This window comes from Bradyrhizobium sp. 23AC, from assembly GCF_054863025.1.
The window spans coordinates 207,394-229,243 of record NZ_JAVAYN010000011.1; the positions used below are offsets into that span (position 1 = coordinate 207,394).

Sequence of the window (21,850 nt, forward strand, 5' to 3'; positions counted from 1 at the left end):
CAACGTGCATCGGTTGGTCAGGCCGCCGGACGCGATCTTGTCACGGCGCGGAACAGGTCCCGATACGACGAGCCAGCGAAGGTGAACCGCATCATCGTGCGCGCACCTCACCCATAGCTGCGCCTTCACGGCTTTCGGTCACTCGATGAGGGACTACAGACGCACGCCGTATCCAAAGAGACGGTAGAGTCTCAGTTTGAATTTATTTGCCGTCGAGGGTAAGAACCTCGATATCATCGGGATCGATCGGCAATTTGCGCTCTTTTGCCTGAGCAAACACGTATTCAAACGCATCACGCCAAGAGCCACCTATTTTCTGGTTCATGATGACTTCGCGATCCTCTCCCAGCTCTTTGCGGAGCCAGAGCTGAACCTGAGCTGTATTGCCCTCCAGCTCGTGAATGCGCGCTTGCAGCCTTGGAAATTCGAGACCGGCTTCCGGGTCGTTATAGTCGTTCAACGGCATTGTCTCCTCCCTTGCGAGGCTTACCGCTAGCTTTTCTTCCAGCGGGCCAAAGCTGCGGCTCTAGCTATCTCAGGCTGTGTTTTTTAGTCTGGACCAAAGTTGCGATCGCATTCTTGGCAGCTGTCCAAGCCAGAGTTGTCTTCGTACACCTCCTTGAGTAAGTCGGTTACGTCGCGGCGCTCCTGCCCAGATTTAAGCGTGATTTCTCCGCTCGAAATACGAGCATTAACGACCTTGTAGGCCCGCTCAACGTCTCCGTCGCCATCAAAATAAGTGCCCGGATGATTCTCGCATTCCTCAAGAATGCCGAGCTCGCAGAGCAGGGTGCGCGCCCACTCATGTTGTTCTTCTTTTTTCATCATCTCCCATTTCGCTTGACCCATCTGGTGTCACTCCCACTATTCGGATATGCTCAGCCCAAAGCTGATAGGAATAAACTGGATCAATGCCTAGAGGCCCTAAAGGCGAGCGACGCCCCGGAGACGTGATCGGTGCCGCCGTCATGGTCGGCCGGATTGCGACCGGCGAGATTTCGGAATCCCCAGGCAGAACACCTAAACGAGCAAAGGGCGGCGCGGCGCGCGCTAAGACGCTTACTGAAGAGCAGCGTTCAGAAATTGCTCGGGCGGCTGCATCCGCCCGTTGGAAAAAAAGCACTTAAGCCGCGTCGTCGTCTTCAATCCCGCGCGCGATCTTCATTTCCTCAATGTCTTCCTCGAAATTGAAGATTACTTGAAGCGGCTCTTCCTTTGGATGGGTCGCGTTGTAGTGATCGACCTTCATTGCCAAGGCGAAACAATCGTTGGCTATTGAGCGCCTTTCGCCTTGCACACCCTTTTCAACGTGATTGCGAGGGGCCAGATCGATATCAGCCCATCTAAACAACGGGAAACCGTCTTTGTCTTTCGTCTTTGCTGGGATGAAAGCGCGGTATTGCCGTCCGTCTTTGTCGGTCCTCGTTTGCTCGCGAAGTATGTCAGCCATCTCGCGAGCGAAGCTTGCGGCCACGTCAACAGGACGCGGGGCCCATTTACCTTTCGCCATAGCCCATGCAGCAAGCTCTCGAAGGTCGGCTGGTTCAGCGGAAACCTCTTCGTGATACTGTTTCCAGATATCGAGCATATTCTCTTTATACGTACCCAAGTCCGTCTCCTTATGAATCGGTCGGGATCACATCACCCCAACCATCCATCATCATCGACCGCGCTAGATGTGGGCGGACCTTCACAAGATACTTTCGCAGGAGATCGTACCTATTGAGCATGCGTTGTAATTGCCCAATGGTAAGACCCGGATGAACTTTAACTCGCTTCGAAAATGCCAACACATCGCTTTCCGAGAAGAACGGTTTCTTACGTAGGTAAAACGAACGAATTTGCTCCGACGACACACAAAAATCAGCAGCTTCGGTATTGGCGATTCGCTCTTCTTCGTTGGTCGAAGGCTCGTTTGTCGCGCCTAAATCTTCGTCCACGATGGCTTCAGTCATTCCATGGCCGTGCAAAACGTGTGCACATTCGTGGCGTAAGACGAACCAAAAATTATCGATGCGGTCGAACCGCATAGACATGCCGACGACGGGAGCGGTCGGTGACAGCCAAAAACAAACGCCGTCAATTTTCGCTCCTGGTAAGCTCTCAACCACGACAAAGCGAACGCCAGCCTCACTGAGAAGACGCGGGACATGACGAACGGATTCGGGCTCATCTCGCATCGATGAAAACTCCGCAATAGCTTGCTGAAGCTTCGTTCGATTATAGGACTCGGGATGCATTTCGGATGCGATCTGGCGCGCGCGAAAGAGCCAAGCCAGTTGAGGTGCGGGAATGTTCGAGTAATCGGTCTTCTTTGCCGAATGGGCTAGATGGGGAACCTCGTCCAGCGTCGAAACACCGAAAAAGCGACAAACCTGCTGTTCTAGCGAACCGGCCCTATGTTCGGGGTCGATCCAGCCGCGCTTGATCATTTCCCGGAGGGGGTATTGTGAGAGAACGCGCGAGCGTGCCGAAACCGTTGGATCTGGCTCTTCCGCCCGTTGGACGTCCCATTCGGCCTGAACGCGCGCGAACATGCTTGCCGGCTGATCGAGGGCCGCACCAAGAGTGCGGGCCATATTGTGGCTAATACCGCGCTTGTCGCTCAATATCTGGTTGATGGCGGCCGTAGTCGTGCCAAGCGCAAAGGCGAGATCGCTTTGATTCCAGCCCTTCGCTTCCATTGCTTCCTTCACAAGCTGCCCCGGCGTCTCTTGTGGAACTTGGTCGTCTGGCATTCTAAATTCGTCCCTGCTGATTTCCCTCTTAGACCATAATAAGTTAAACATCAATATCGCGTTAACGCTTCCGTTAAACTGAACTTTATGCTTGCAACATAACCGGAACTCGCTATGCTTTAGGATATGAACAAGCTGCCTCTGCAAATCCGCGCTCCAATCCTGACGATGCTCTGCGAGGGCAGCAGCATGCGGTCAGTCAGCCGGGTTACGGGGGTCTCGATCAACACTGTTTCCAAGCTGCTGATTGATGCCGGGCTGGCTTGCGCGGTTTTCCACGACAAGACCGTGCGCGGCGTAGCCGCCAAGGCCGTTCAGTGCGATGAGATTTGGTCGTTCAGCTACGCCAAGCAGAAGAACGTCGAGTTCGCCAAGGCCGCCGCTGGCGACGTTTGGACCTGGACGGCTATCGATGCCGACTCCAAGCTGATTGTTTCATGGCACGTTGGCGACCGTAGCGCGCACACTGGCACATCTTTCATGGCCGACCTGAAGGCGCGGCTTGCCAACCGCGTCCAGCTCACCACGGACGGCCACAAGGCCTACCTTAAGGCCGCGGCAGAAGTCGATTTGGATGCTGACTACGCGATGCTGAACAAGATTTTCGCGACGGACTATGCTGGCGCGGGCCGCTACAGCCCGCCCAAGTGCATCGGTGCGATCAAGCAGCCCATCATGGGCAACCCGGACCCGGACCTTATCAATACGTCTTTTGCCGAGCGCCAGAACCTCACTATGCGCATGTCAATGCGCCGGTTCACCCGCCTCGCCAATGCGTTCAGCAAGAAGTTTGAGAACCACTGCCACGCGCTGGCGCTCTACTTTGTGTTCTACAACTTCTGCCGGGTCCACAAGACGCTGGGGGTTACCCCGGCAATGGCTTCTGGCCTGATCGAAACGGTTCTGAAAATGCCGGATATCGTTGCACTGATCGATGCCGCCAACCCGGTCCCGGGTATTCGCGGTCCCTACAAGAAGCGCGAAGCCGACGAGATTTCAAACTGAGACACTACTACGCACCGATATATCGCATCTTCCGATGATTCCATTTGAAAATGAGATAACACAATTGGATAGACCGCTTGAGAGCGAGTAGAAGCCGTCGAAAAAGTGCTCCTTCCGAGTTCACAGGCTTCCAACTTGCCCCTCGTTGCACAACGGCTCGACGTCGTCCGCCCCTCTGAAACCAAGGCGATGACAGCGCGCGCCGCCGAATTGCGTGATCAGGGCGTCGATGTCATCACGCTCAGCCAGGGCGAACCGGATTTCGACACGCCGTCCGCGATCAGCGAAGCCGGCATCCGGGCGATCCTCTACGGGCGGACGAAATACACGCCCGTCGCCGGGATCAAGCCGCTGCGCGAGGCGATTTGCAATATCTTCAGCCGCGATCACGGTCTCGATTACGGTATCGACCAGATCACCGTGGGTTGTGGTGCCAAGCAAGTTGTCTTCAACGCGCTTTTCGCAAGCCTCGATCCGGGCGAGGAGGTGGTGATCCCGACGTCGTGCTGGGTCTCCTATCCCGATATGGTGGCACTCGCTGGTGGGAAGCCGGTTCTCGTCCCTTGCGATGAATTCCATGGATTCAAGCTGCGTCCCGAGGCGTTGGAGGCGGCAATCACGCCGCACACCAAATGGCTCATGTTGAATTCGCCATGTAACCCGACTGGTGCGGTCTACACCCAAGGCGAGTTGGTTGCATTCGCCGCGGTGCTGCGCCGGCATCCCCATGTCCATGTATTGTCCGACGACATCTATGAGAAGCTGACCTACAATGCGGCCTTCGCGACCATGGCCGCGGTCGCGCCGGACCTCTATGAGCGCACACTGACGGTCAACGGCGTGTCCAAGGCCGACGCCATGACCGGCTGGCGGGTCGGTTACGGCGCGGGACCTTTGTCGCTTATCAAGGCCATGAACCTCGTCCAAGGCCAGACCTCCTCGCACACCAGCTCGATTTCGCAATATGCCGCCATCGAGGCGCTATCCGGGGGCCGGCGGCATATCAAGGAATTCGCGAGCGCATTTCTCGAACGCCGCGATGTCGTCGTGACCAAGCTGAACCAGGCCGAGGGGCTTTCGTGCCGGGTGCCGGACGGTGCCTTCTACGTTTTCCCCTCCTGCGCGGGTGTTATCGGCAAGCGCACGCCCGATGGCAAGGAGATCGAAACCGACACCGATTTCGCCATGTATCTGCTCGACGCTTTCGCCGTGGCCGTCGTGCCCGGCAGCGGCTTTATGGCCTCACCCTATATCCGCATTTCCTATGCCTCCTCGCTCGAGGACCTCACTCGCGGGTGCGATCGTATCATCGCAGCCTGCGCGGCTTTGTCCTGAAAGGTCTCTCCGATGTCCCCTGCCAAACGCCTCCGCGCCCGCATGGCCGAGACCGCCCTAGTCCACATCATGGCCGCCCATAGTCCGTTTTCGGCGATCCTCGCAGAACAAGCCGGGTTCGATGGCCTGTGGGCTTCCGGGTTCGAGCTGTCGGCACTTTATGGCCTGCCGGATATGAGCCTGATCTCGATGACACAGCATCTCGACATGCTGCGGGCGATCGCCGGACGCGCAACGCTACCGATTGTGGCCGACATCGATACGGGCTACGGCAATGCGATCAATGTCATCCACGCCGTCGGCGAATACGAGCGGGCCGGCGCTAGCGCCATTGTCATCGAGGACAAGACTTTTCCGAAAGTGACAAGCCTTGTTGCCGGCGGCCGCCAGGAACTGCTGCGCGTTGAAGAGTTTCAGGGCAAGATCGAGGCTGTGGTGGCGACAAGACGGGACCCAGATTTTCTGATCATCGCCCGCACCGAAGCCCTGATCGCCGGCCTTGGCGAAGCGGAAGCCCTCGATCGCGCGAAAGCTTATGTAAAGGCTGGCGCCGACATGATCCTGATCCATTCGAAAAAGAAGGATTCTTGCGAGATCGAAAGCTTTTCGCGGGCTTGGGCCGGCGCGGTGCCGCTGGTCATTGTGCCGAATGCCTACCCGGATCTCGACGCCGAGCGTGTCAAGTCCCTCCGCAACATACGCATGATGATCTACGGCAACTATGGCATCCGCGCTGCTGCAACTGCCATGCAGGAGACCTTCCGCCGCATCATCGCCGACGGTGGCGTTCAGAACGTCCACAAGGACATTCTGCCGGTGGAGGAGATTTTCAGACTTCAGAAGATGGACGAGGTTAAAGCCGCTGAAGCTCGGTTCCTCCGCTGAATGCAGCATTCCCCCCGCAACCATCGAGATTTCGATGCGGTAAGTGACGTCCGAGCGCCTGTCAGGCGATCATGAGGCCGATACTGGGTGGGGCGACTTCTAGGAGAGGCATCGCCGGCCAATCGTCCCGGCGGCTTTAAGATGCGTCTCCGGGAGGAGACGGTCGATTGACGTGTTGAGCCTAACGGTAGGGGTCGCACTGGTTCTTAAGCCGCGCATGTTTTGTGCGCGAAAGGCCATCGACGAGCAGCAATCCGGCAACAAACATCAAATAGGCTATAAGCATCGAATAATGTGATTGAATATCTTCGGTTGGTAATGCCCACCGTGAAATCAGCGGACATCTCAGGACGCGCGGGAATAGAAGATGGCCAGCGACGACGATGAAGTGCCCATCAACGCGATTCGCGTGTTCGTGGCGATCGCGCGAGAAGGAAGTGTCACGCGCGCGGCCAGCGCGCTGGGAGTGACACAGAGCTCGGTCAGCCGCTATCTCGCCGTGCTGCAGGAGTATCTGGGGACCGACCTCATCGCGCGACGCGGAAAACGAAGCGAATTGACGGAATTCGGAAGGCTTTTTGCAAACACGGTCGCCGAACCATTGGACACGGTGTGCTTCACCGCAAAGAGGATGCGCCGGCGGACCCGCCCAAGCGCCAATCGGATTGTGGTGCGCACGTCGCTTTCGACCTTCGCCTACTCGCTTCTGATTCCGAATCTCCAGGCATTTTCCGCTGAGATGGGCGGCGTCATCGTGGATGTCACGAGTTCGCTATCTCAGCCGACATCGTCGGACGACTACGACGTTTTGATTACGCGCGATCTTTCCATGATCGAACCGGCCGATGATTGGGAGGTCTACAACGAGCAACTCGTCTGCGTAGGCTCGCCAAGTCACGTGAATGGCAAGAACCTCTCGATCGTTCGCTCGATGCCAATTCTGAACATCACGTCGCGCCCCGACATACTGCCCACCTGGCTGCGGGCGATGAGCCTGACCTTTGCAGACGTCAAGACCGGCGCGCGATACGATCATAATTACCTTGCTCTGCCGGCGGTCATGACGGGAAAATGCCTTCTGGTAGCGCCCGAAATTGTTGTCAGCGATTTGGTGCGCGGAGGCGTTCTGCACGTGGTACCGGGATCTCGGACTGGCAGCGGCATGCAATATCGCGCCTATGCTGTCGACCGCAGCGACAATTCTGAAATCTCTCGGGCTTTTTGCCGGTGGCTCGTCCGTCTTTGCAAAAAGGCCGCCCTCCTCGAAGCCGCTTGACATCGCGTGAGCAATCGCGGCTCCTCTCAAGGAGCAGACCCGCGCTATTGAGACCGCTCTTCCTCGAAACCACAGCGGCAGCCATATCGAGCGGTTGAGGGGAACCTTCATCGCCACCATTATCTGGCCGGCTCCCACTAAGTCCAGGACCCGACGGAAACGGCTTACCAGCCCGCGATTTCCGAACGTCAACCGACTCTAAAGTTTGGGCGGAAGCGAGCGCCGCGCGCGAGCCTGTTGATTAGCCTGGATCATTCGCTCCGAGAGCTGCGAATGGTAGGGCGCGCTCAGCAGCATCAAAAAGAGCGCCCGGTCGGCTTGGTAGCGAGCAGCGGAGCGGCTGCTTCTTGAACCTGTCATGACCAGCGCGCCTCCGGTCGTGCGGACCGACCACAACCATCTTCGTCTGCGCTGTTCCAAGATAACTTCGAAGATTGGAAATCGATCAGACATGTCATCAGCCCCTCAACAGATAACCTCCACCGTAGTCTGCGCGTCTGCCTCCATAGCCAAACCTATGCGGTGCCGGCTTCCTCTTCCGCTCTACTGGCTTTACGCGCACTCGGTGTGGGTTCTCGGAAAGCTTTGATGGACCGCTTCGATGGGCCAATTCCTTGAGCCAAACCTCTTTCGGCGGCGAGCCCCGCGCTCCGGTGGACGATGCTCATTTCGTCATTTCGGCACGCAGGTCTTAAGACACGGAGAATCGGTAGAGGGCGGCAGGCGTCTCGCCAAGGATCCGCCCTCGGGCGTCCTCGTCTGGGACGAGTTCCTCAAGCCACTCAAATGTCTGCGCATAGGATGGCGCGTAGGCGTGGGCGGCTGCGACGTGCGGCCACTCCGAGCCCCAGAGCAGCTGTTTCGGCCCGAGCTCCTGAAGCATCCTGGCCCCGGCTGCCTGGGCCCAGCCATCTGGGACGCGTCCGATCCCCGACAGCTTCACCCACACCTCGGCTCGCTTGGCGAGCGCCAGGAGCCGCGCAAGACGTGGATCCCAGGCAGGATCGCGCGCGCTGTCTGCAAGTCCGAAGCCGCGGAAAACCAGTCGATGGCCGTCCGCGAGAAGCAACTCTACCAGGTGCTCGCGTCCTTCGAGGCCACCCGACACCTCCAAGTGCAAGCCTAGCTGGAGCGCGGCTTCAAGGGATTCGGCCAGTGGATCTGGATCGGTGAGGGTTAGCGTCAAACCCACGGCGCCTGATCGAGCCCACTCCTCCAGCACCTCAGGCGCAAGCGGTCGCACGAGAGGCGGAATGAGCCTCACCGGCATCCGGGCCTGGCTCGCCTGGGCGAAGAGCTCGGCCGGATCGTCGTTCAGGAAGGCAGGCTGGACCAGGACCAGCCCAGCGATCTTGGACTCGCGCGCGGCGCCTTCCAGCGTTTCCATGGAGCCGTCGATGATGGGCACAGCCTGCCGGCTCTTAAGACGGAAAGCATGCACCTCGCAGTCGATCCTCATGAAGCGCCCTCGCCGCAAAGCTTCGCCGGAATAACGCTCAAAAGACCGCAGCTCACACACATCTCCATAATCTCGATGCCGGCGCGAGAGTGGAGACTTTCCAGCTCCTGCTCAAGCACGCTGCCGGTGATGTCCGGCTGCGCGTCCGCGCGATGAAGATGTGCCGCCATGACCTCACCGATAGGGCCGAATCCGTCGACGGAGTGCTCGCGCGACACTGCAAATGCGGGCTCGCTGCAGATGCTCTTCTTGGTCATTTGGTCAGCAATGTAAGTCTCGTTGCGGAAAAACGATACGGGATGCGGATACGTCACGACAATCCGGTTATCTTGCAGTGACGCAATTCGGAAGGTCCAGCTCTTTGAGGCCTTACAATCATTTCGCGCGATGCAAATACCTTGCGAGCGAAATCCAGAATCGTTGGCAGCACCTAGCGTATAATTGTCATCCTTCCGCCAATGCCACCGCCGACATTTGTCTCGATTGCCACGCTGGGGCCGGCCGCCGTCATATGCTTGCGGTTGACTCCAATCGTAAGGCCTACATGACATTTGTGCGTTCAGCATGACTGCTTTGGTGACACCGAACTCCCTTAGCAATCTTGCCTAAGTCATTTTCTAATCCGGATAGCAGTTCCTTTTGCTTCAGGCTCACAACGCAGGATCAAGTCGCGCAGAAATCCAGCAATCTTTGCGCCATTGCGCAGGATTCCAGAGAACTCTATCTTCGCGATGGTTTGTGATTGCGCGGGCGATCGAAGGGGCAATCGCACCTGCCCCCTCGCTTTCCGGCAGCCGGATGGCCGCAGGAACTGGAGCGGCCAGCGATTGAGCGTGGCAGATCGAAGATAGTGGTCTCAGCCGTATCCGCAGCGAACTCACCAGCAATGCCATCCTGACCTAGGCTCGAAACATCAACGCCGTCGACACGAAGCAGCATGGGCCTCGTTCAATTGAGCAACGCACGCAGGCGCGGGGTTTGCAGAAAATTGGACACGTTAACCAGAAACGAAAGGCCATCACCGACCACATCGGGGCACTACTTGCCTACAGCGCCGCGCGACCTCAGCCCTTAGCCGGCGCCAAGCGCGCCGTGCCGAACTGGTGGCTGATTTGCCGGCGGGGGCTCCTTGATCACAGCTCGATCATCGATTTTCGAAAGAACGACGACACGGCAGTCGAGAACGTTTGCAAGTTCAAGGCCTCGAATGACCATGGCGGCAACTTCAGGCGTGCCAAGATGGCGAGCCATGCCGGCTTCGTTCGTGACAGCGGTGCAGACGTCGATCGCGGAGCCCGATCGTGGGAGAGCCGTCAAAGCCGCATCCACGGAGCGGACTTGGGCGCGGGAAGTGCGATCCAATCAGGATCCGACCACGACCGCTCCACCTCAAAGCTGAATAAAGGGATCAGATAGTCTTGGAGTATGATTGTGACGTGAGGTTCGCTGGCCTCATCCTCGGTCAACTGCCCGTTCTCATTGGCGTCCGCATATTGAGTTGTGATCTGAATCAAATGTCTCCTTCCGAAGGAAAACCTCATATCATCGAAAAGGAACAAGGCGCCTGGCCTCAACAACCGCACTGCTGCAATCGCGGCCGCTAAATCGACGTAGATTGAATGGCTACCATCGAGATAGACGATATCAAAAGTCTCTCGATTCCTGGCGAGCCTAATCAGGTTGAACAGGTATGTTCCTGACGGATTTCCCAGAAAGCTGATGTTTCGATCGCGATTCCGGCCGCGGCTAGGTCGCCCCGGCGTTCGGCGCAAACATGTTCGAAATCCAAGCCCACATAGTGGATGCCGAGCTCGTCGATGGCCCTGAACCGCTCCTGCCTGAAGGTCGGCCCTACGCCGATCTCGAGAAAGCGGCACCCGGATGCTGCCGAAGGATCTTCACCAGGCGTGTATGAACCGACTGCCTGTACGCTCGGTAGTTGCTGGGCAGAGGATGGCTCCGGTCAAACAGGGCGTCGTGACGGTCAATCTTCACCAATCGCCTCGCGGTTGGTCAGAAAATACATCTGGCATGCCGTACGCGCGGCCAAGAGCCCCACCTTCCCGGTCACGGTCATGATGGCCAATGTCGGGCCGTTTCTGGCGAACACGGCACGCCCAGAATGCCGAGGGCGCGCTGCGGTCGAAGCGACATTCACGCCGGAACTTTGTTGACGGCGCGCAATGGGATCGTCTGTTCTCTGTTCGCTCCATCCCTCGTGAGTGCCGCCAAATAGTGAGCAAAGAGCGATATCGTCCGGGTATGCGACTCGAGGGAACTCTTGTCGCTCCGTCCCGCCAGCCAATCGTCAAACAGCTTTTTGCGGCCAGCGCCAAGTTCAGCATTTCGGACAAGCGTGTCCCGTGCGGGATAAAGCCGTTCGCGCAAGGCTGCGCCGCCGAGGAAACCGGCATTCCGCCAAAGCGTGATGTGCGCCTCCCTGGTCAGTTGCGGATGACCTTCCATGCTCGTGTGTGGGCGCTTGAAGATCCTGGCCTCGATCGCCGCGAAGGGACCGATATTCAAGCGGATGGTCTCGGACCCGTACCGTCCGTTCTTGTTGTAAGCATCGGTTGGCAGTTGCCGCCAGTTGCGAAGCGACACGCTGGTCTGCAGAAGGTCAAGCCGAAACAGGCAGACGGTGTCGCGGCTTCCGGGACGCCTTGCGGCTCCGGACGAAACAATATCCGTCTCACCCCAGAACGGCGGCGCGGGAAACGGTCGACGAGGGACTGGCGCGTCGCCGCGAAGCCTGCTTACCGGATGCGGGCCAATCTGCTCGACGTGGTCGGCGGCGGTCGCCCGGTGGACATCCAGCTCGAGCGCCAGCCTCCCGAAGTGGTCCTCATTGTGAGCCAGGAGACCGGAGAGAATGTCGATGTAGTGATAACCGGAATGGCAAAGCATTCCGTAGCCGTAGCGGTAAGGATGGTCCTCCCGGGAGAGGATCTCCTCCTCCGTGTTCCACACTCCCGCGTGATGCTCGATGCCAATATAGGTGACCGGCGTGCCAAGGTTTCGGGAGGCGCGGCGCGCATAGCGTCCAACCAATTCGTAGACTGCGTTGTAGCGGCGCGGCGTCATGACCACGCAACGGCCGCCGGACCGATCGCAGATTTCCTTGAGCTCGGCTACCGCACCAACCAGCCGGTCCGCGGCAGGGCGTCCATTCGATCCCATGGGAAGAACGACGGGCTTGTCGACCAGGCAGTCAAGGCCAAGTCCAAGCGCCGCGCGCAGGTAGCCCAAATGAGCCTTGGGTTCGGTCGCGACGATCACTTTCGTGCCTGGACGTGCCAGAGCCGTCAGGACGTCCTCCCCATGGCCGGAATACCAGATCGCCCGTCGCCGGAGATCGGGTACCCATGAGAGGCTCGCCGGCTTGCAGGAGCGGGTCCGGAAAAAGGCATCCACATCGCCTCGCACGCTGTCGAGCTCGACGACATGGAACGCGGCTGCCCGACCGCTGGCGACGGCATCTTCGATCAGAGGAATATACTTCGCCCGGGCATAAGGACCGAGCCCAACAAGGATGATATCTCCTCGCATGCTTTCTGATACTCTCTCACTTTTGCCTCAATCAGAACTTCGGACGCGATGAGGGCAGACACTGGGTCGACCTGACGGACGCTGACAAGGTGGGATACTGCCTCCTCACACACCGAGAACCGCCGATATGAAGGCGCCTTCCGTTCATCGATTCCTTCGTCATGCGCAGGCAAGCGCACGGTTCTCGACATTCTTCAGGAGGGCGACCTGGCTCGGGCATTGGCCGCAGCCGCTGTTCGCCCGAAATTTCTTGAGAGCCGGCGAGCTACGCCAAACCTTCTCCAGGTCGAATTCCGGCGATCGGATATTGCCGAGGAGGAACTCGCGGCTATCGGGATCCCCGACGACGAAGGAGCAGGGATATAAATCGCCGTCCGTAGAGAGGTAGACCGCGGTGGCACCACAGTCGCATTCGGTATATCTGACGTTTGGCCGCGGCTGCGACGTATCGATGAAAATCGGCGGCGGTAGTTCGAGGCGTGCTGAGCTGGGCTGCGCAGCAATTCCCATCAGGGCTTCCTGCAGTTCTCGAATTTCGTCAGCCGAGCCCAAGAGCGCATCCTCATTGCCGAGGGCAACGCCCGAGGCGAACATCGGCTTGACCCTGAAGGAGTAGACGCCGATTGACGACAGGAGTCGGTAGGCGTCGAGCGCCTCACCGATGTTGTGCCGGTTGGCCGTCATCCTGGCCTGCACCAAGGCCCCGCAATTGGCCGCCTCAGCCATCTGCCGGAGTGCAGAATCGTAAACACCCGCCTTGCCCCGGAAGCGGTCCACCGTGTTCCGCTTCGCACCGTCAAAACTGAACTGGAACGTCAGCTTCTCGCGATCGTCAAAGAACGAGACGACGTCATAAATTGGCACCTGGCCGAGGCCCCCTGTGTTCAACTGGACGTGAAGGCCCCGCTTGTTTGCATGGGCCATCACGGCCGCCGTGCGCGGAAACACGCGCTTAAGAAGCGGCTCGCCACCCGTCAAAGAGACTTTTCTCAGCGAATATTTGTCGACGAGAAGGTCGACGAACTCCTTCATCTCCTCGATCGATAGTTGTGATGGCTCCAAAAGCCGCTTGTATTGATCCCGATACTCTTCAGGAACATAGCAGTGCTCGCAATGAAGATTGCAGTAGAAAGATACGCAAATTCTCGCGTGGTTGAAGACAATGGGTAGCAGATGGTCGCTTGGCATGGCATCCTCCTAGCTTTCTCCCAGAAGGGTTGCAGCAGGATTTATGCCAGTGCGACGCGCCGAATCTCCGACGACTTTGAGGGGCAATGTCGCGCTCCAAACAGCTTGGCGGATTCTAGACATCAGGTGTGTTTGGTCTCAGACATACGCACGCCCATTGCCCGAAGACGCTAGCCCGATTCAATTACTTCCAGATAGGCCACCCAGCGACACGCGCATCAATCACGGCCGTATCCGTAGCAATGAGCATTTCACGTTCCCATCCTTGGAAGTTGCGCATCATTCGTTGGCAGCAACCGCAACACATCCCCGTCATAATCTCGCACGGCAGGCAACCGCCCTTTGCGGGCACAGTTCTTGTTGGTGTACGCGCCTTATTGAGCAGCAACTCTGATCGTCCTCCTACTCCAGCAATCTGGTGTAGCCGACATATTTGAAACGAACCGCATATTCCATTGCTCTCAGATTTTGTGAAGTCGTTGACCTTGTCAGCGCGCTCACAGGGAGGTTGTCAAACGCGCGGACTTTGCTTTGTCAAGCAAGGCGCGCGTCAGATCCCGGATGGGGCACTCCAACTGCTGAACCGTGAAGAGCGAGCCATAGCCCATACGGTAGGTTCCAGATCGCGCCAGGCGTCCGGCCAACCTCAAGGGGGACAACTATGCGCGTGATCGCAGCCTAAACTCTGCCGTCTCCTCGCGTCAGCGCTGCAGCAACTGGAGCAGCGCGTCTTCGGCGGCGCCAAGCTTCTTCAACGGATGACAACCCAGGCCGGGGGACTACTCCTGTGACAAGCCCGCTCGAGAGGTTCATCCCAAATGACCGTGATAAGTGTGCTGTTCTGTTCCAAGATGGCGGAAGACCGGTCGAGATTGTTGGCCTTTAGCTCGATGGGGTGGCTCCATTACTCATGACCAGCCTCAAGGGACTCATGCCCATGCCGGTCACCCAATAGTATGTACCGCCGCCTCATACGATGGCTGACGCTGTTGGTGCTTTAAAATCATCGTCCCGCCACGCTCGACTTCAGTTCGGCCCGCGCTGAAATCCACGTTATTCACGGGCGACTGGTCTCACAAGCTTTACGGAAGTTGAGTCCATGGCCCTATAAGTTTTTGGAGAACGAGAATGTCGTAGTTTGCTTCACTACCGGGAAACGCTTCGGGGAGACATCCCACGACTGAAAGTCCACATTTTCGTTCTGCAAAAGAAATAACGCTCGGGGTATCAGCAAATACCATTGCTACGATGCAATGTAGATTGGCCGTACTTGCTTGGCTTAGAACAGCGTCTGCAAGAGCGGATCCAACTCCTTTACGACGAAACGACCCTTGAACATAGAGCGACATCTCCGCTGCCTGTCTCAATCCTTCATTGTCATGGTGCCGAGTAAGTGCTGTCCATCCGATCACGCTACCGTTGCTCATACAGGTGCAGGCCACAAATGAGGTACAACGCGCGAATAGAAATTCATTCATTTCCGTGACGCTCCACGGTCGTCTTCCTTGCGTCGATTCTCTATTCCGACATGCTGCGTTGTAGATGTCCGTTACTTCGGGTAGATCATCCGTTTGCAACCGGCGTACTTCATACTGCATTTCTGGCCCTTCAATCTCTTGTGGGATCGGATCCGGCATGATGAGGCGACACACCTGACGCACCATCTAAAGAGGCAACGCAACCGACCACCGCATCCTCTTTGGTCAGGTACTGATCAATAACGTTCTTTTTCACAAGGCGGCCCAAGCAACACCGCCCAGCTTCTCTTCGAGAAGCGATCGCAACTATCGCTACAACTCGTTGATTAACGAGGCCCATTGCGACTTGCGCACGTTATGGCAGGCCTCCCGTGCGGTGAACTGACGCAACGTGCTGCAATTGATGTTCAGAGAGCGACGCCAATGCAGGGACCGCCCATTCTCAAGAAAAGATGCGAAAGGCCATCGCACAAGGGGGGCAAACACTACCAGAGCTTGTAGCTTGTGTAGACAGTCCAAATACTCACACTGTTAAGCACACTCTAGCTGACGCCGCTCCCTCCTTCCACGGGCGGCAGCGGACGTCTAGCTGCCCATGTTTGATCGAAATGGTTGGCAGACGCGCGAACCTGCGTGCTTGCTCCATCATTGCAACGGACTTTCAAACAACTGGTGCCTGATGGTGATTCGACGCGCTAAATACCCAGATGCTGAAGACATCGCAAAAATCTACAATCAAGCGATGGCACCTGGCGTCTTTGCCATAAGTCGAGTGTCGCCCGATACGCGCACCGAACGGTTGGATTGGCTGAAGGAGCATAAAGACCCCTACCCCGCCTTCGTTTATGAGCATGAAAGCGGGAAAGTGATCGCGTGGTGTTCCCTGAACACACTTTCGATGCGTCCTGAATATATGGGGCTCTCCGAAGTGTCGTATTACGTTGATGAACAGCACCGGAGAAAAGGCATCGGGAGGCTGATGCTTGCGCATTTGATTAACACCGCCAACGCTTTTGGACTACGTGCGCTGTTGGGTCGCACCCTTGAGAGAAATGTCGGAGCGACCAAGAATTTCAATTCGCTCGGATTTCGACGTGTCGTGACACTGCGCGAACTTTCGCTCATTCGAGGAGAATGGCACAATGACATATGGCTGTGGAAACAGTTGCGATAACTGTCTGACTAGACAACTTGTGCATGCAACATCGATAACCGAAGGCTGCGTGCAGATCTGACTCCGGATATCTGGCCAAGTAATAAGTCGAGTTTCTGCGGTGGATAATTGTCTGGCCAAATCAAGAGAGACGATGAGCAGACGATCCGGCCGACACGACGCAGCCGCATTCAAGGCGAGGGTAGCGTTGGCCGCGACCGAGGGCGAGATGACGCTGGCTCAAATGGCTGAACGATTCGACCTGCATCCCAATCGGATCACGAAGTGGAAGTTCGAGCTTCGGGGAATGGCGGTGGAGCGCTTTGGTCCTGATGGCGGCAACAGAACGAGCGAGCCCACCGTGGGCGTGAAAACGCTGCACGCCATGACCAGGAAGCTGACGCTGGGGAACGATTCTTTTAAAAATGCGCGCTCAGCGATGCCGGCCTGCTGAGCGCTGACCTGTGAGCACAACCTGCCGATTTTTGAAGGTCGACCGCAGCAGCGCGATTATCTACCACTGCCTGCCATCTGCCGACCTCGCGATCATGCGACGGCTTGACTGGCTGCACCTGGATTTTCCTTTCGCCGGTTCGCAAATTTACGAGATCGGCTGGCTGTCAGGAAACGGCCGGCATGTCAAAACGCTGATGTGGCGGAGGAGGCGCCCAACCGCCGGCCGCGTACCATCAGGTCCAAACCCGGGAAGATCTATCCATATTTGCCGCGTCGGACGGAGATCACACGCCCGAACCAGGTCTGGCCGATGGACATGCTTACATCCACGTTGCGCTCGGCTTCATCGATCTCGCGACGGTGCTCGATTGGTTCAGCCGCCAGGTAGTGTCGGGCACGTCTCGATCACGACGGAGCCACATTCTGCGACGAGACGCCGGAGAATGCGCTTGCTAATCACCGGAGGAGCCGCATCTTCACCTATCATGGCTCGCAATTCGTTCTCCGATATGTTCGCCGATTAGGGCAGCATGAGCATGGAAGGCCAGAGCGACTGGCGAGACAATGTGTTCGGCGAGCGGTTGTGGCGCAGCATCAAATATGAGGAAGTCTCTCTGGCCTACGACACCGAGTCCGACGCGCGCGCCAACTCTGGCAGAAGTTTCGCCTCTGGACACGTAGTTGCCGCTCAGACAACCGGGCCACTTCTATCGCCAGGCCACGAGCGGTTCTATCAGATCAACTCTATAATCGTTGTCTCGCGTCGGACAACCGCGCGAATCTTGTTCGATCTAAGCCTTCTGACCGACTTCAACAGGCGGCGGCCTTTTGGAACGAGTTCAATAACCTATTGAGCCAGGAAACCTTGGCACGCGGATTGCAATTTGGGTTGTGCAGCACTGGGCCGATATCTCAGTGCAGACCGGATGGCTGAAAAACGGCTGCATTGGTTCTGCCTTAAGTGATTTCGATGATGGAGCTACCTGCGCGCTTTGGAACACAGATGAGGCTTCTCGATACTTAAGACGGGATTGACCTTTAGGAGACTCTAATGAGATTGCTGATACTTACCAATACACTCGACTGTTTAGGCGAGAACGACGCACCGATCAGTAACGCGTTTCGACGGCTGGGTTGCGAAGTAATTCTCGGAGAACTGAATTCTATTTCGGCGGACGATTATCGCTTTTCCACAAGAGGAGTTTTAGTGCCTCAAAATGCCGAGCCATATCATCCCGGCGCCTCGGCAGGAGGAAAACGAAATGTCTATTTTCTCGACGAATGCCAGTTGGTCTGGGTCATGAACCATCCTCAAGATCGTGTATCGCTTGACATTTGGCAAATGCTTTGGTTGGCCTCTCAGCATACCTCCTTCGTTAACAGCATCGAAGGCCTGATGTTTCTTACTCCAAAGCATGCATTGGGCTACGTCGTGCCTAAGGCGAACAGAGTTCTATCATATATTTCGAATGATTTTTCGCTGCTATGGGATCGCTACCAACAGACTTCAGATCAGTGGTGGGTAGCCAAGCCGCCAAATTCCACTTGTGGGCAAAACGTCTTTCTACTTACCCCAAAAGGACCAAATGTTCGGGCAATCCTGCAATGCCTTACCGGAAATACGGCTGCGTACAAAGATAGCTTCGGCGAGTTAGGCGGCTTCAAAGGTGAGTATACCGTTCTTCAGGAGTACATTCCGGAGGTGGTCCGCGGCGAGAAGCGTGTCATCGTTGCTTGCGGAGAGGCGGTTGCTTGGCACGGTCGACTCGGGCATCCAGACGATCACAGATCCAACATAGTGCTTGGAGGAAAGCCCGTTCCGGCGGATCTGCATCAGGACGAAATTGAGCTAGCCGAGTCGATCGGTCGAAAGCTGATGGCACATGGAATCAACTTCGCGGGGATAGACATGGCCTATCCTTACATAATCGAAATAAACCTTGTAAATCCGGGGGGGCTATACGACTTGCAGTTGGCTTCTGGAGTAGACCGTTCCGACAAAGTCGCCGAACTAATCATCGCTCACTTCAAGACGGTTCGTCTTCGTGAAATACGCACTTGCGAGCCATGAACGTATAATCAGACCCGACGACGTATCGCTCAACCTCGTCCAACTGGATGCTTCTTCGTTTCTCCGCTCATGCCAACTTTGGTGAGGAGGCACCTGCTGAGGTTTGTGAAATGGACTCGTGAAGCGGGACCGATTGAACCGGTTTGTTATTTGGAAACCGAGAAACTGACCGCTCCTCCTCCCTTTCTGTCACGCTGCCAGAGACTCTGTCTGCTGCTGCTGTGGTCATCTGGTCAACGCGTCACGGCCTTCGCGGTCTGCACCGTTCGCGCCAGACCGCTGTCGACGTGCGATCGCCGAGTGCCTGATGAAGGCGACGACCGTTGTAGAAGGCGCCTCGGCGGCCGGTAGACCCAGAGCGCACGATGCCAAGCAACGCGCATTGGCCGCCCACTGGTCCTATGGAATTGATAGCGGTGCTCCAAGTCGAACCGCTTGAACCGTTGCGAACCGTTCGGCGGCGGCATCGGTCTAAGCACGAGACGCTCGAACTCGCTCTGAAGAATCTTCAGGCGGTACTCCAGCTTGTCGGAGCAGCGTCGCTTCAGCATTCATGCGACGCATTCATGCGACGCATTCAACACGCGCAGGAGTCCCCAAATGCAAAGGAAGCCCGGCTACGCGCTCAGCCCGCGCTCTTCGCTTACCAGCCTGGTTGCGGATTCAGTCGTATCCCGTACGGTATATAGGCCATCTGCGCCGCTGAGATCGATATCGCGCCCGGCCAACGCCGAGATGATCCAGGTTCCGTCAAGCGTGCGGTGTGGATTGCGACCGGTCAAACAAGCATGCAGCAGCGTTTGCATGCCGCGCGGAACCCATTGTTCGTCCTTCAGCTCTTATAAATACCTCGCGATCCTAGCTCTCGGAAGCAACCGCGACCGCATCTGCCTACGCCGTTGCAATCAAAAGTTTTTACTCTGGTACTCCAGCCACTGTTTCGATCAATGATTTCTCGAATATTTCCAGGCCTTGATTTAACGTCTCGAGATCGATCGTGAGCGCTGGGAAGAACTTCACAACCTGATCGTCGGGTCCACATCGTTCGATAATCAATCCCGTCTCAAACGCCCTTCTTGCCGTTGCTTCTGCGAGTTCGGTCGTTCGGCAATCGAACCCCACTGCCATACCACGGCCTCGAACGGAAAACCCGTTTCCGTGCTTGGACGCAATGGCCTCAAGTCGGTCTAGCAATAGCGCTCCCATACGGCGAACCTCCTCCGAGAACCTCGTGCAGCGCCAGTATAAGTTTATCGCTGCGGTTGCAGATACCAATGCGAGGTTATTCCCGCGAAAGGTGCCGGTGTGCTCTCCCGGTTCCCATACGTCCAGTCCCTCCCTGATCAACAACATTGATAACGGTAGACCGTACCCACTTAGCGACTTCGACAGCACGATGACATCAGGCGACAACTCCGCAAACTCGAAGCTGAAGAATTCGCCCGTGCGTCCAGAACCCATTTGAATGTCGTCAACTATGAAAACCGCGCCGGCATCCTTTGCTATCGCCTGGATCGACTGTAACCACTTCTTGCTAGCTACATTTATTCCACCTTCGCCCTGCACTGTTTCGAGTAAAATAGCTGCTGGAGCGTCGATTCCACTGCCGCCGTCCATCAACAGCTTTCGTACGTACTCAGCCGTGTCGACACCTGAGCCCAAATAACCGTCGTAAGGCATGAAAGTTGTGCCAAACAGTGAAACGCCGCTGACCTTTCGGTAGAAGCGATTGCCTGTCGCGGCGATCGCTCCCAAGCTCAAGCCATGATACCCTTGGGTAAACGAGATGATATTTTGACGCCCTGTGACTTTGCGCGCGAGCTTTAAAGCTCCCTCAATTGCATTAGCCCCTGTTGGCCCCGTGAACTGGTAACGATACCGCATCGCCCGGCTCTCGAGTATGACAGAGTTGAAAGTCTCCATAAATTCGATCTTAGCAGGAGTTGCCATATCAAGGCCATGGATCATGCCATCTGACGCCAGATACTCAATAACAGCAGCTTTGATGGCGTGATTGTTGTGGCCATAATTGAGCGCCCCAGCACCGGAGAAGAAGTCTACCATCTGCCGACCATTCTCAGTCAACATGATGGAGCCGCGAGCACGACTGAAAACAGCAGGAAACGAACGTGAGTACGAGCGGACCTTGGATTCGAGCTCTTCAACAGCGCGCAACTTACCTTCTTCGATACTAATCGCCTCGCCCATTGGTAGTCTCCTCAGCGATGATGAGTAAATCTGCACGGTTGGCCGGGTGGCGAGGTGCATAATTGGTTTCTCCCAGACGGTTGCATAAGAACCAAGAGCAATGAAGCTACCAAATCCCGTAGTCTCTGACTGCGTACCCAGGGCGCAGCCCGACTGACATCGACCGCCGCATTAGCAGATCGCCACTTCTCCGAGTGCGTGGTCCTCTCGCGGGTGATACACTCGCGTCCTCGGAAGAGAAGTTACACGACCGCCTTTCCCTGTTCATGATCCTTGGAGCCCTTTGCGGCCGGTCTGGTACAGGAAACGGTCGCCTCGATGAGAGCGCCAAGGAGGTGTTTACGCAGGTAGGCGCGTCCGAGGTCTGCTCCTTATCTTACCGCGGGCGTCGGCGCTCTTGCGCGCCACAAAGCGTTTGCCGGCCAGGACGGCTTTGCCGAACAAGACGGCGCTCCGCGGCGCTGGGGCCACGGATGTCCTTCTCGATGGCATCGAACTAACTAGGTTTGGCTATCTTTCCGCCTTTGGCCGATTTCGTTGAAAAAGGCGGCGACAATCCGATGTATTGGCGCCAGCGCCGATGCGGCGAACGGCTTTACCGACCTTTATGCGGGCTTCAGAGTTTGCATTGATCAGCTTGGCCATCTTGCGAAAGCTCTGGGCGGTGGCTCCGAGGGTGAACTCGTCACGCGCGCCATTTGGGCCTCGTAAACGTAAACGGTCGAACTTGAGAATGCGCTTGAGGTGTGCGAACAGCATCTCGATCTTTTTGCGGAGCCGGCGCGAAGTGCATCCTTCCCACGACCTTGCGATCTCGCGGGCCATGTCACGAGCCCCCTCATAGATTGAACGCGGTACCCTCCGTGACGCCTGCTTGGGGCAACACCGGGGCTTCAATGCGCATCGATCGCAATCACGCTTGCTGGCGACGTAAAGCATCGTGGGACCATCGTTCACCAGCGCTCCGGTCGTGGTGACAAACCTGTCGATCAACTGCAGCAGTGATCGGTCGGGATATGCCTTTTGAGCGAGAACTCACAGAACAACGT

Annotated in this window: 17 protein-coding genes and 2 pseudogenes; 8 read left to right on the plus strand and 11 right to left on the minus strand. The window is 56.9% G+C overall.

Going from position 1 to position 21,850, the window contains the following annotated elements; translation table 11 throughout:
* Positions 1–202: 202 nt before the first annotated feature.
* The 4 genes from RAD10_RS24925 to RAD10_RS24940 all read right to left on the minus strand — a co-directional run bounded on the left by RAD10_RS24925 (position 203) and on the right by RAD10_RS24940 (position 2,738).
* Positions 203–460 (minus strand): hypothetical protein, encoded by a 258-nt coding sequence (locus RAD10_RS24925; RefSeq protein WP_461619567.1) that lies wholly within the window; start codon positions 458–460, stop codon positions 203–205.
* Positions 461–549: 89 nt separating this feature from the next.
* The gene (locus RAD10_RS24930; protein WP_461619568.1) at positions 550–849 is read right to left on the minus strand and encodes a hypothetical protein; all 300 of its coding nucleotides are present in this window, start codon (positions 847–849) and stop codon (positions 550–552) included.
* Positions 850–1,123: 274 nt separating this feature from the next.
* A complete protein-coding gene (locus RAD10_RS24935) occupies positions 1,124–1,609 on the minus strand; it encodes a hypothetical protein (RefSeq protein ID WP_461619569.1) in 486 nt (161 codons plus the stop codon).
* Between the two features lie 10 nt (positions 1,610–1,619).
* A complete protein-coding gene (locus RAD10_RS24940) occupies positions 1,620–2,738 on the minus strand; it encodes a helix-turn-helix domain-containing protein (protein WP_461619570.1) in 1,119 nt (372 codons plus the stop codon).
* Between the two features lie 126 nt (positions 2,739–2,864).
* Between RAD10_RS24940 and RAD10_RS24945 the strand changes: the two genes are divergently transcribed.
* The 4 genes from RAD10_RS24945 to RAD10_RS24960 all read left to right on the plus strand — a co-directional run bounded on the left by RAD10_RS24945 (position 2,865) and on the right by RAD10_RS24960 (position 7,239).
* Positions 2,865–3,743 carry an IS1 family transposase gene (locus RAD10_RS24945; protein ID WP_461619571.1) on the plus strand — a complete coding sequence of 293 codons (879 nt, stop codon included), beginning with the start codon at positions 2,865–2,867 and terminating at the stop codon, positions 3,741–3,743.
* Between the two features lie 135 nt (positions 3,744–3,878).
* Positions 3,879–5,078 carry a pyridoxal phosphate-dependent aminotransferase gene (locus tag RAD10_RS24950; protein ID WP_461619572.1) on the plus strand — a complete coding sequence of 400 codons (1,200 nt, stop codon included), beginning with the start codon at positions 3,879–3,881 and terminating at the stop codon, positions 5,076–5,078.
* A 42-nt stretch (positions 5,079–5,120) separates the two neighbouring features.
* The gene (locus tag RAD10_RS24955) at positions 5,121–5,963 is read left to right on the plus strand and encodes an isocitrate lyase/phosphoenolpyruvate mutase family protein (protein WP_461619573.1); all 843 of its coding nucleotides are present in this window, start codon (positions 5,121–5,123) and stop codon (positions 5,961–5,963) included.
* A 367-nt stretch (positions 5,964–6,330) separates the two neighbouring features.
* A complete protein-coding gene (locus tag RAD10_RS24960; RefSeq protein ID WP_426420552.1) occupies positions 6,331–7,239 on the plus strand; it encodes a LysR family transcriptional regulator in 909 nt (302 codons plus the stop codon).
* 691 nt (positions 7,240–7,930) lie between these two features.
* Here RAD10_RS24960 and RAD10_RS24965 read toward each other — a convergent pair.
* Both RAD10_RS24965 and RAD10_RS24970 read right to left on the minus strand, forming a co-directional pair.
* Positions 7,931–8,698, minus strand: a complete 768-nt coding sequence (locus tag RAD10_RS24965) for an amidohydrolase family protein (protein ID WP_461619574.1) — start codon at positions 8,696–8,698, stop codon at positions 7,931–7,933.
* Entirely contained in the window at positions 8,695–9,012 is a 318-nt protein-coding gene (locus RAD10_RS24970; RefSeq protein WP_461619575.1) for a hypothetical protein, read from the minus strand. The genes RAD10_RS24965 and RAD10_RS24970 overlap by 4 nt, the downstream gene beginning before the upstream one ends.
* 664 nt (positions 9,013–9,676) lie before the next feature.
* Here RAD10_RS24970 and RAD10_RS24975 point away from each other — a divergent pair.
* Positions 9,677–10,114: a hypothetical protein gene (locus RAD10_RS24975; protein WP_461619576.1), complete on the plus strand. Its 438-nt coding sequence runs from the start codon at positions 9,677–9,679 to the stop codon at positions 10,112–10,114.
* A 738-nt stretch (positions 10,115–10,852) separates the two neighbouring features.
* On the opposite strand, the gene RAD10_RS24980 is transcribed toward RAD10_RS24975, so the two are convergent.
* The 3 genes from RAD10_RS24980 to RAD10_RS24990 form a co-directional block, all read right to left on the minus strand.
* Complete coding sequence (locus RAD10_RS24980) at positions 10,853–12,247, minus strand: Gfo/Idh/MocA family oxidoreductase (protein ID WP_461619577.1); 1,395 nt, start codon at positions 12,245–12,247, stop codon at positions 10,853–10,855.
* A 159-nt stretch (positions 12,248–12,406) separates the two neighbouring features.
* Positions 12,407–13,435, minus strand: coding sequence for a radical SAM protein (locus RAD10_RS24985; protein ID WP_461619578.1), 1,029 nt, complete (start codon positions 13,433–13,435; stop codon positions 12,407–12,409).
* A 1,082-nt stretch (positions 13,436–14,517) separates the two neighbouring features.
* The gene (locus RAD10_RS24990) at positions 14,518–15,072 is read right to left on the minus strand and encodes a GNAT family N-acetyltransferase (RefSeq protein ID WP_461619579.1); all 555 of its coding nucleotides are present in this window, start codon (positions 15,070–15,072) and stop codon (positions 14,518–14,520) included.
* Positions 15,073–15,508: 436 nt separating this feature from the next.
* On the opposite strand from RAD10_RS24990, the gene RAD10_RS24995 reads away from it, so the two are divergent.
* The 3 genes and pseudogenes from RAD10_RS24995 (at position 15,509) to RAD10_RS25005 (ending at position 18,593) form a co-directional block, all read left to right on the plus strand.
* Entirely contained in the window at positions 15,509–16,087 is a 579-nt protein-coding gene (locus tag RAD10_RS24995; protein WP_461619580.1) for a GNAT family N-acetyltransferase, read from the plus strand.
* Between the two features lie 133 nt (positions 16,088–16,220).
* Positions 16,221–17,190: pseudogene (locus RAD10_RS25000) on the plus strand (transposase family protein); the annotation flags it as partial.
* A gap of 383 nt (positions 17,191–17,573) precedes the next feature.
* On the plus strand, positions 17,574–18,593 hold the full coding sequence (locus RAD10_RS25005; protein ID WP_461619581.1) for an ATP-grasp domain-containing protein: 1,020 nt from the start codon (positions 17,574–17,576) through the stop codon (positions 18,591–18,593).
* Positions 18,594–19,508: 915 nt separating this feature from the next.
* Here RAD10_RS25005 and ectB read toward each other — a convergent pair.
* Entirely contained in the window at positions 19,509–20,801 is a 1,293-nt protein-coding gene (gene ectB / locus RAD10_RS25010; RefSeq protein WP_461619582.1) for a diaminobutyrate--2-oxoglutarate transaminase, read from the minus strand.
* A gap of 605 nt (positions 20,802–21,406) precedes the next feature.
* Positions 21,407–21,761 (minus strand): annotated as a pseudogene (locus RAD10_RS25015) (transposase); the annotation flags it as partial.
* Between the last annotated feature and the right edge of the window lie 89 nt (positions 21,762–21,850).

Excerpts from the sequence above, each read along its gene's own strand:
- RAD10_RS24930 (WP_461619568.1), bottom strand. The coding sequence starts at position 849 with ATGGGTCAAGCGAAATGGGAGATGATGAAAAAAGAAGAACAACATGAG.
- RAD10_RS24995 (WP_461619580.1), top strand. The coding sequence starts at position 15,509 with ATGTTTGATCGAAATGGTTGGCAGACGCGCGAACCTGCGTGCTTGCTC.
- RAD10_RS24940 (WP_461619570.1), bottom strand. The coding sequence starts at position 2,738 with ATGCCAGACGACCAAGTTCCACAAGAGACGCCGGGGCAGCTTGTGAAG.
- RAD10_RS24990 (WP_461619579.1), bottom strand. The coding sequence starts at position 15,072 with ATGCCGGATCCGATCCCACAAGAGATTGAAGGGCCAGAAATGCAGTAT.
- ectB (WP_461619582.1), bottom strand. The coding sequence starts at position 20,801 with ATGGGCGAGGCGATTAGTATCGAAGAAGGTAAGTTGCGCGCTGTTGAA.
- RAD10_RS24985 (WP_461619578.1), bottom strand. The coding sequence starts at position 13,435 with ATGCCAAGCGACCATCTGCTACCCATTGTCTTCAACCACGCGAGAATT.
- RAD10_RS24965 (WP_461619574.1), bottom strand. The coding sequence starts at position 8,698 with ATGAGGATCGACTGCGAGGTGCATGCTTTCCGTCTTAAGAGCCGGCAG.
- RAD10_RS25005 (WP_461619581.1), top strand. The coding sequence starts at position 17,574 with ATGAGATTGCTGATACTTACCAATACACTCGACTGTTTAGGCGAGAAC.
- RAD10_RS24945 (WP_461619571.1), top strand. The coding sequence starts at position 2,865 with ATGAACAAGCTGCCTCTGCAAATCCGCGCTCCAATCCTGACGATGCTC.
- RAD10_RS24980 (WP_461619577.1), bottom strand. The coding sequence starts at position 12,247 with ATGCGAGGAGATATCATCCTTGTTGGGCTCGGTCCTTATGCCCGGGCG.
- RAD10_RS24960 (WP_426420552.1), top strand. The coding sequence starts at position 6,331 with ATGGCCAGCGACGACGATGAAGTGCCCATCAACGCGATTCGCGTGTTC.
- RAD10_RS24955 (WP_461619573.1), top strand. The coding sequence starts at position 5,121 with ATGGCCGAGACCGCCCTAGTCCACATCATGGCCGCCCATAGTCCGTTT.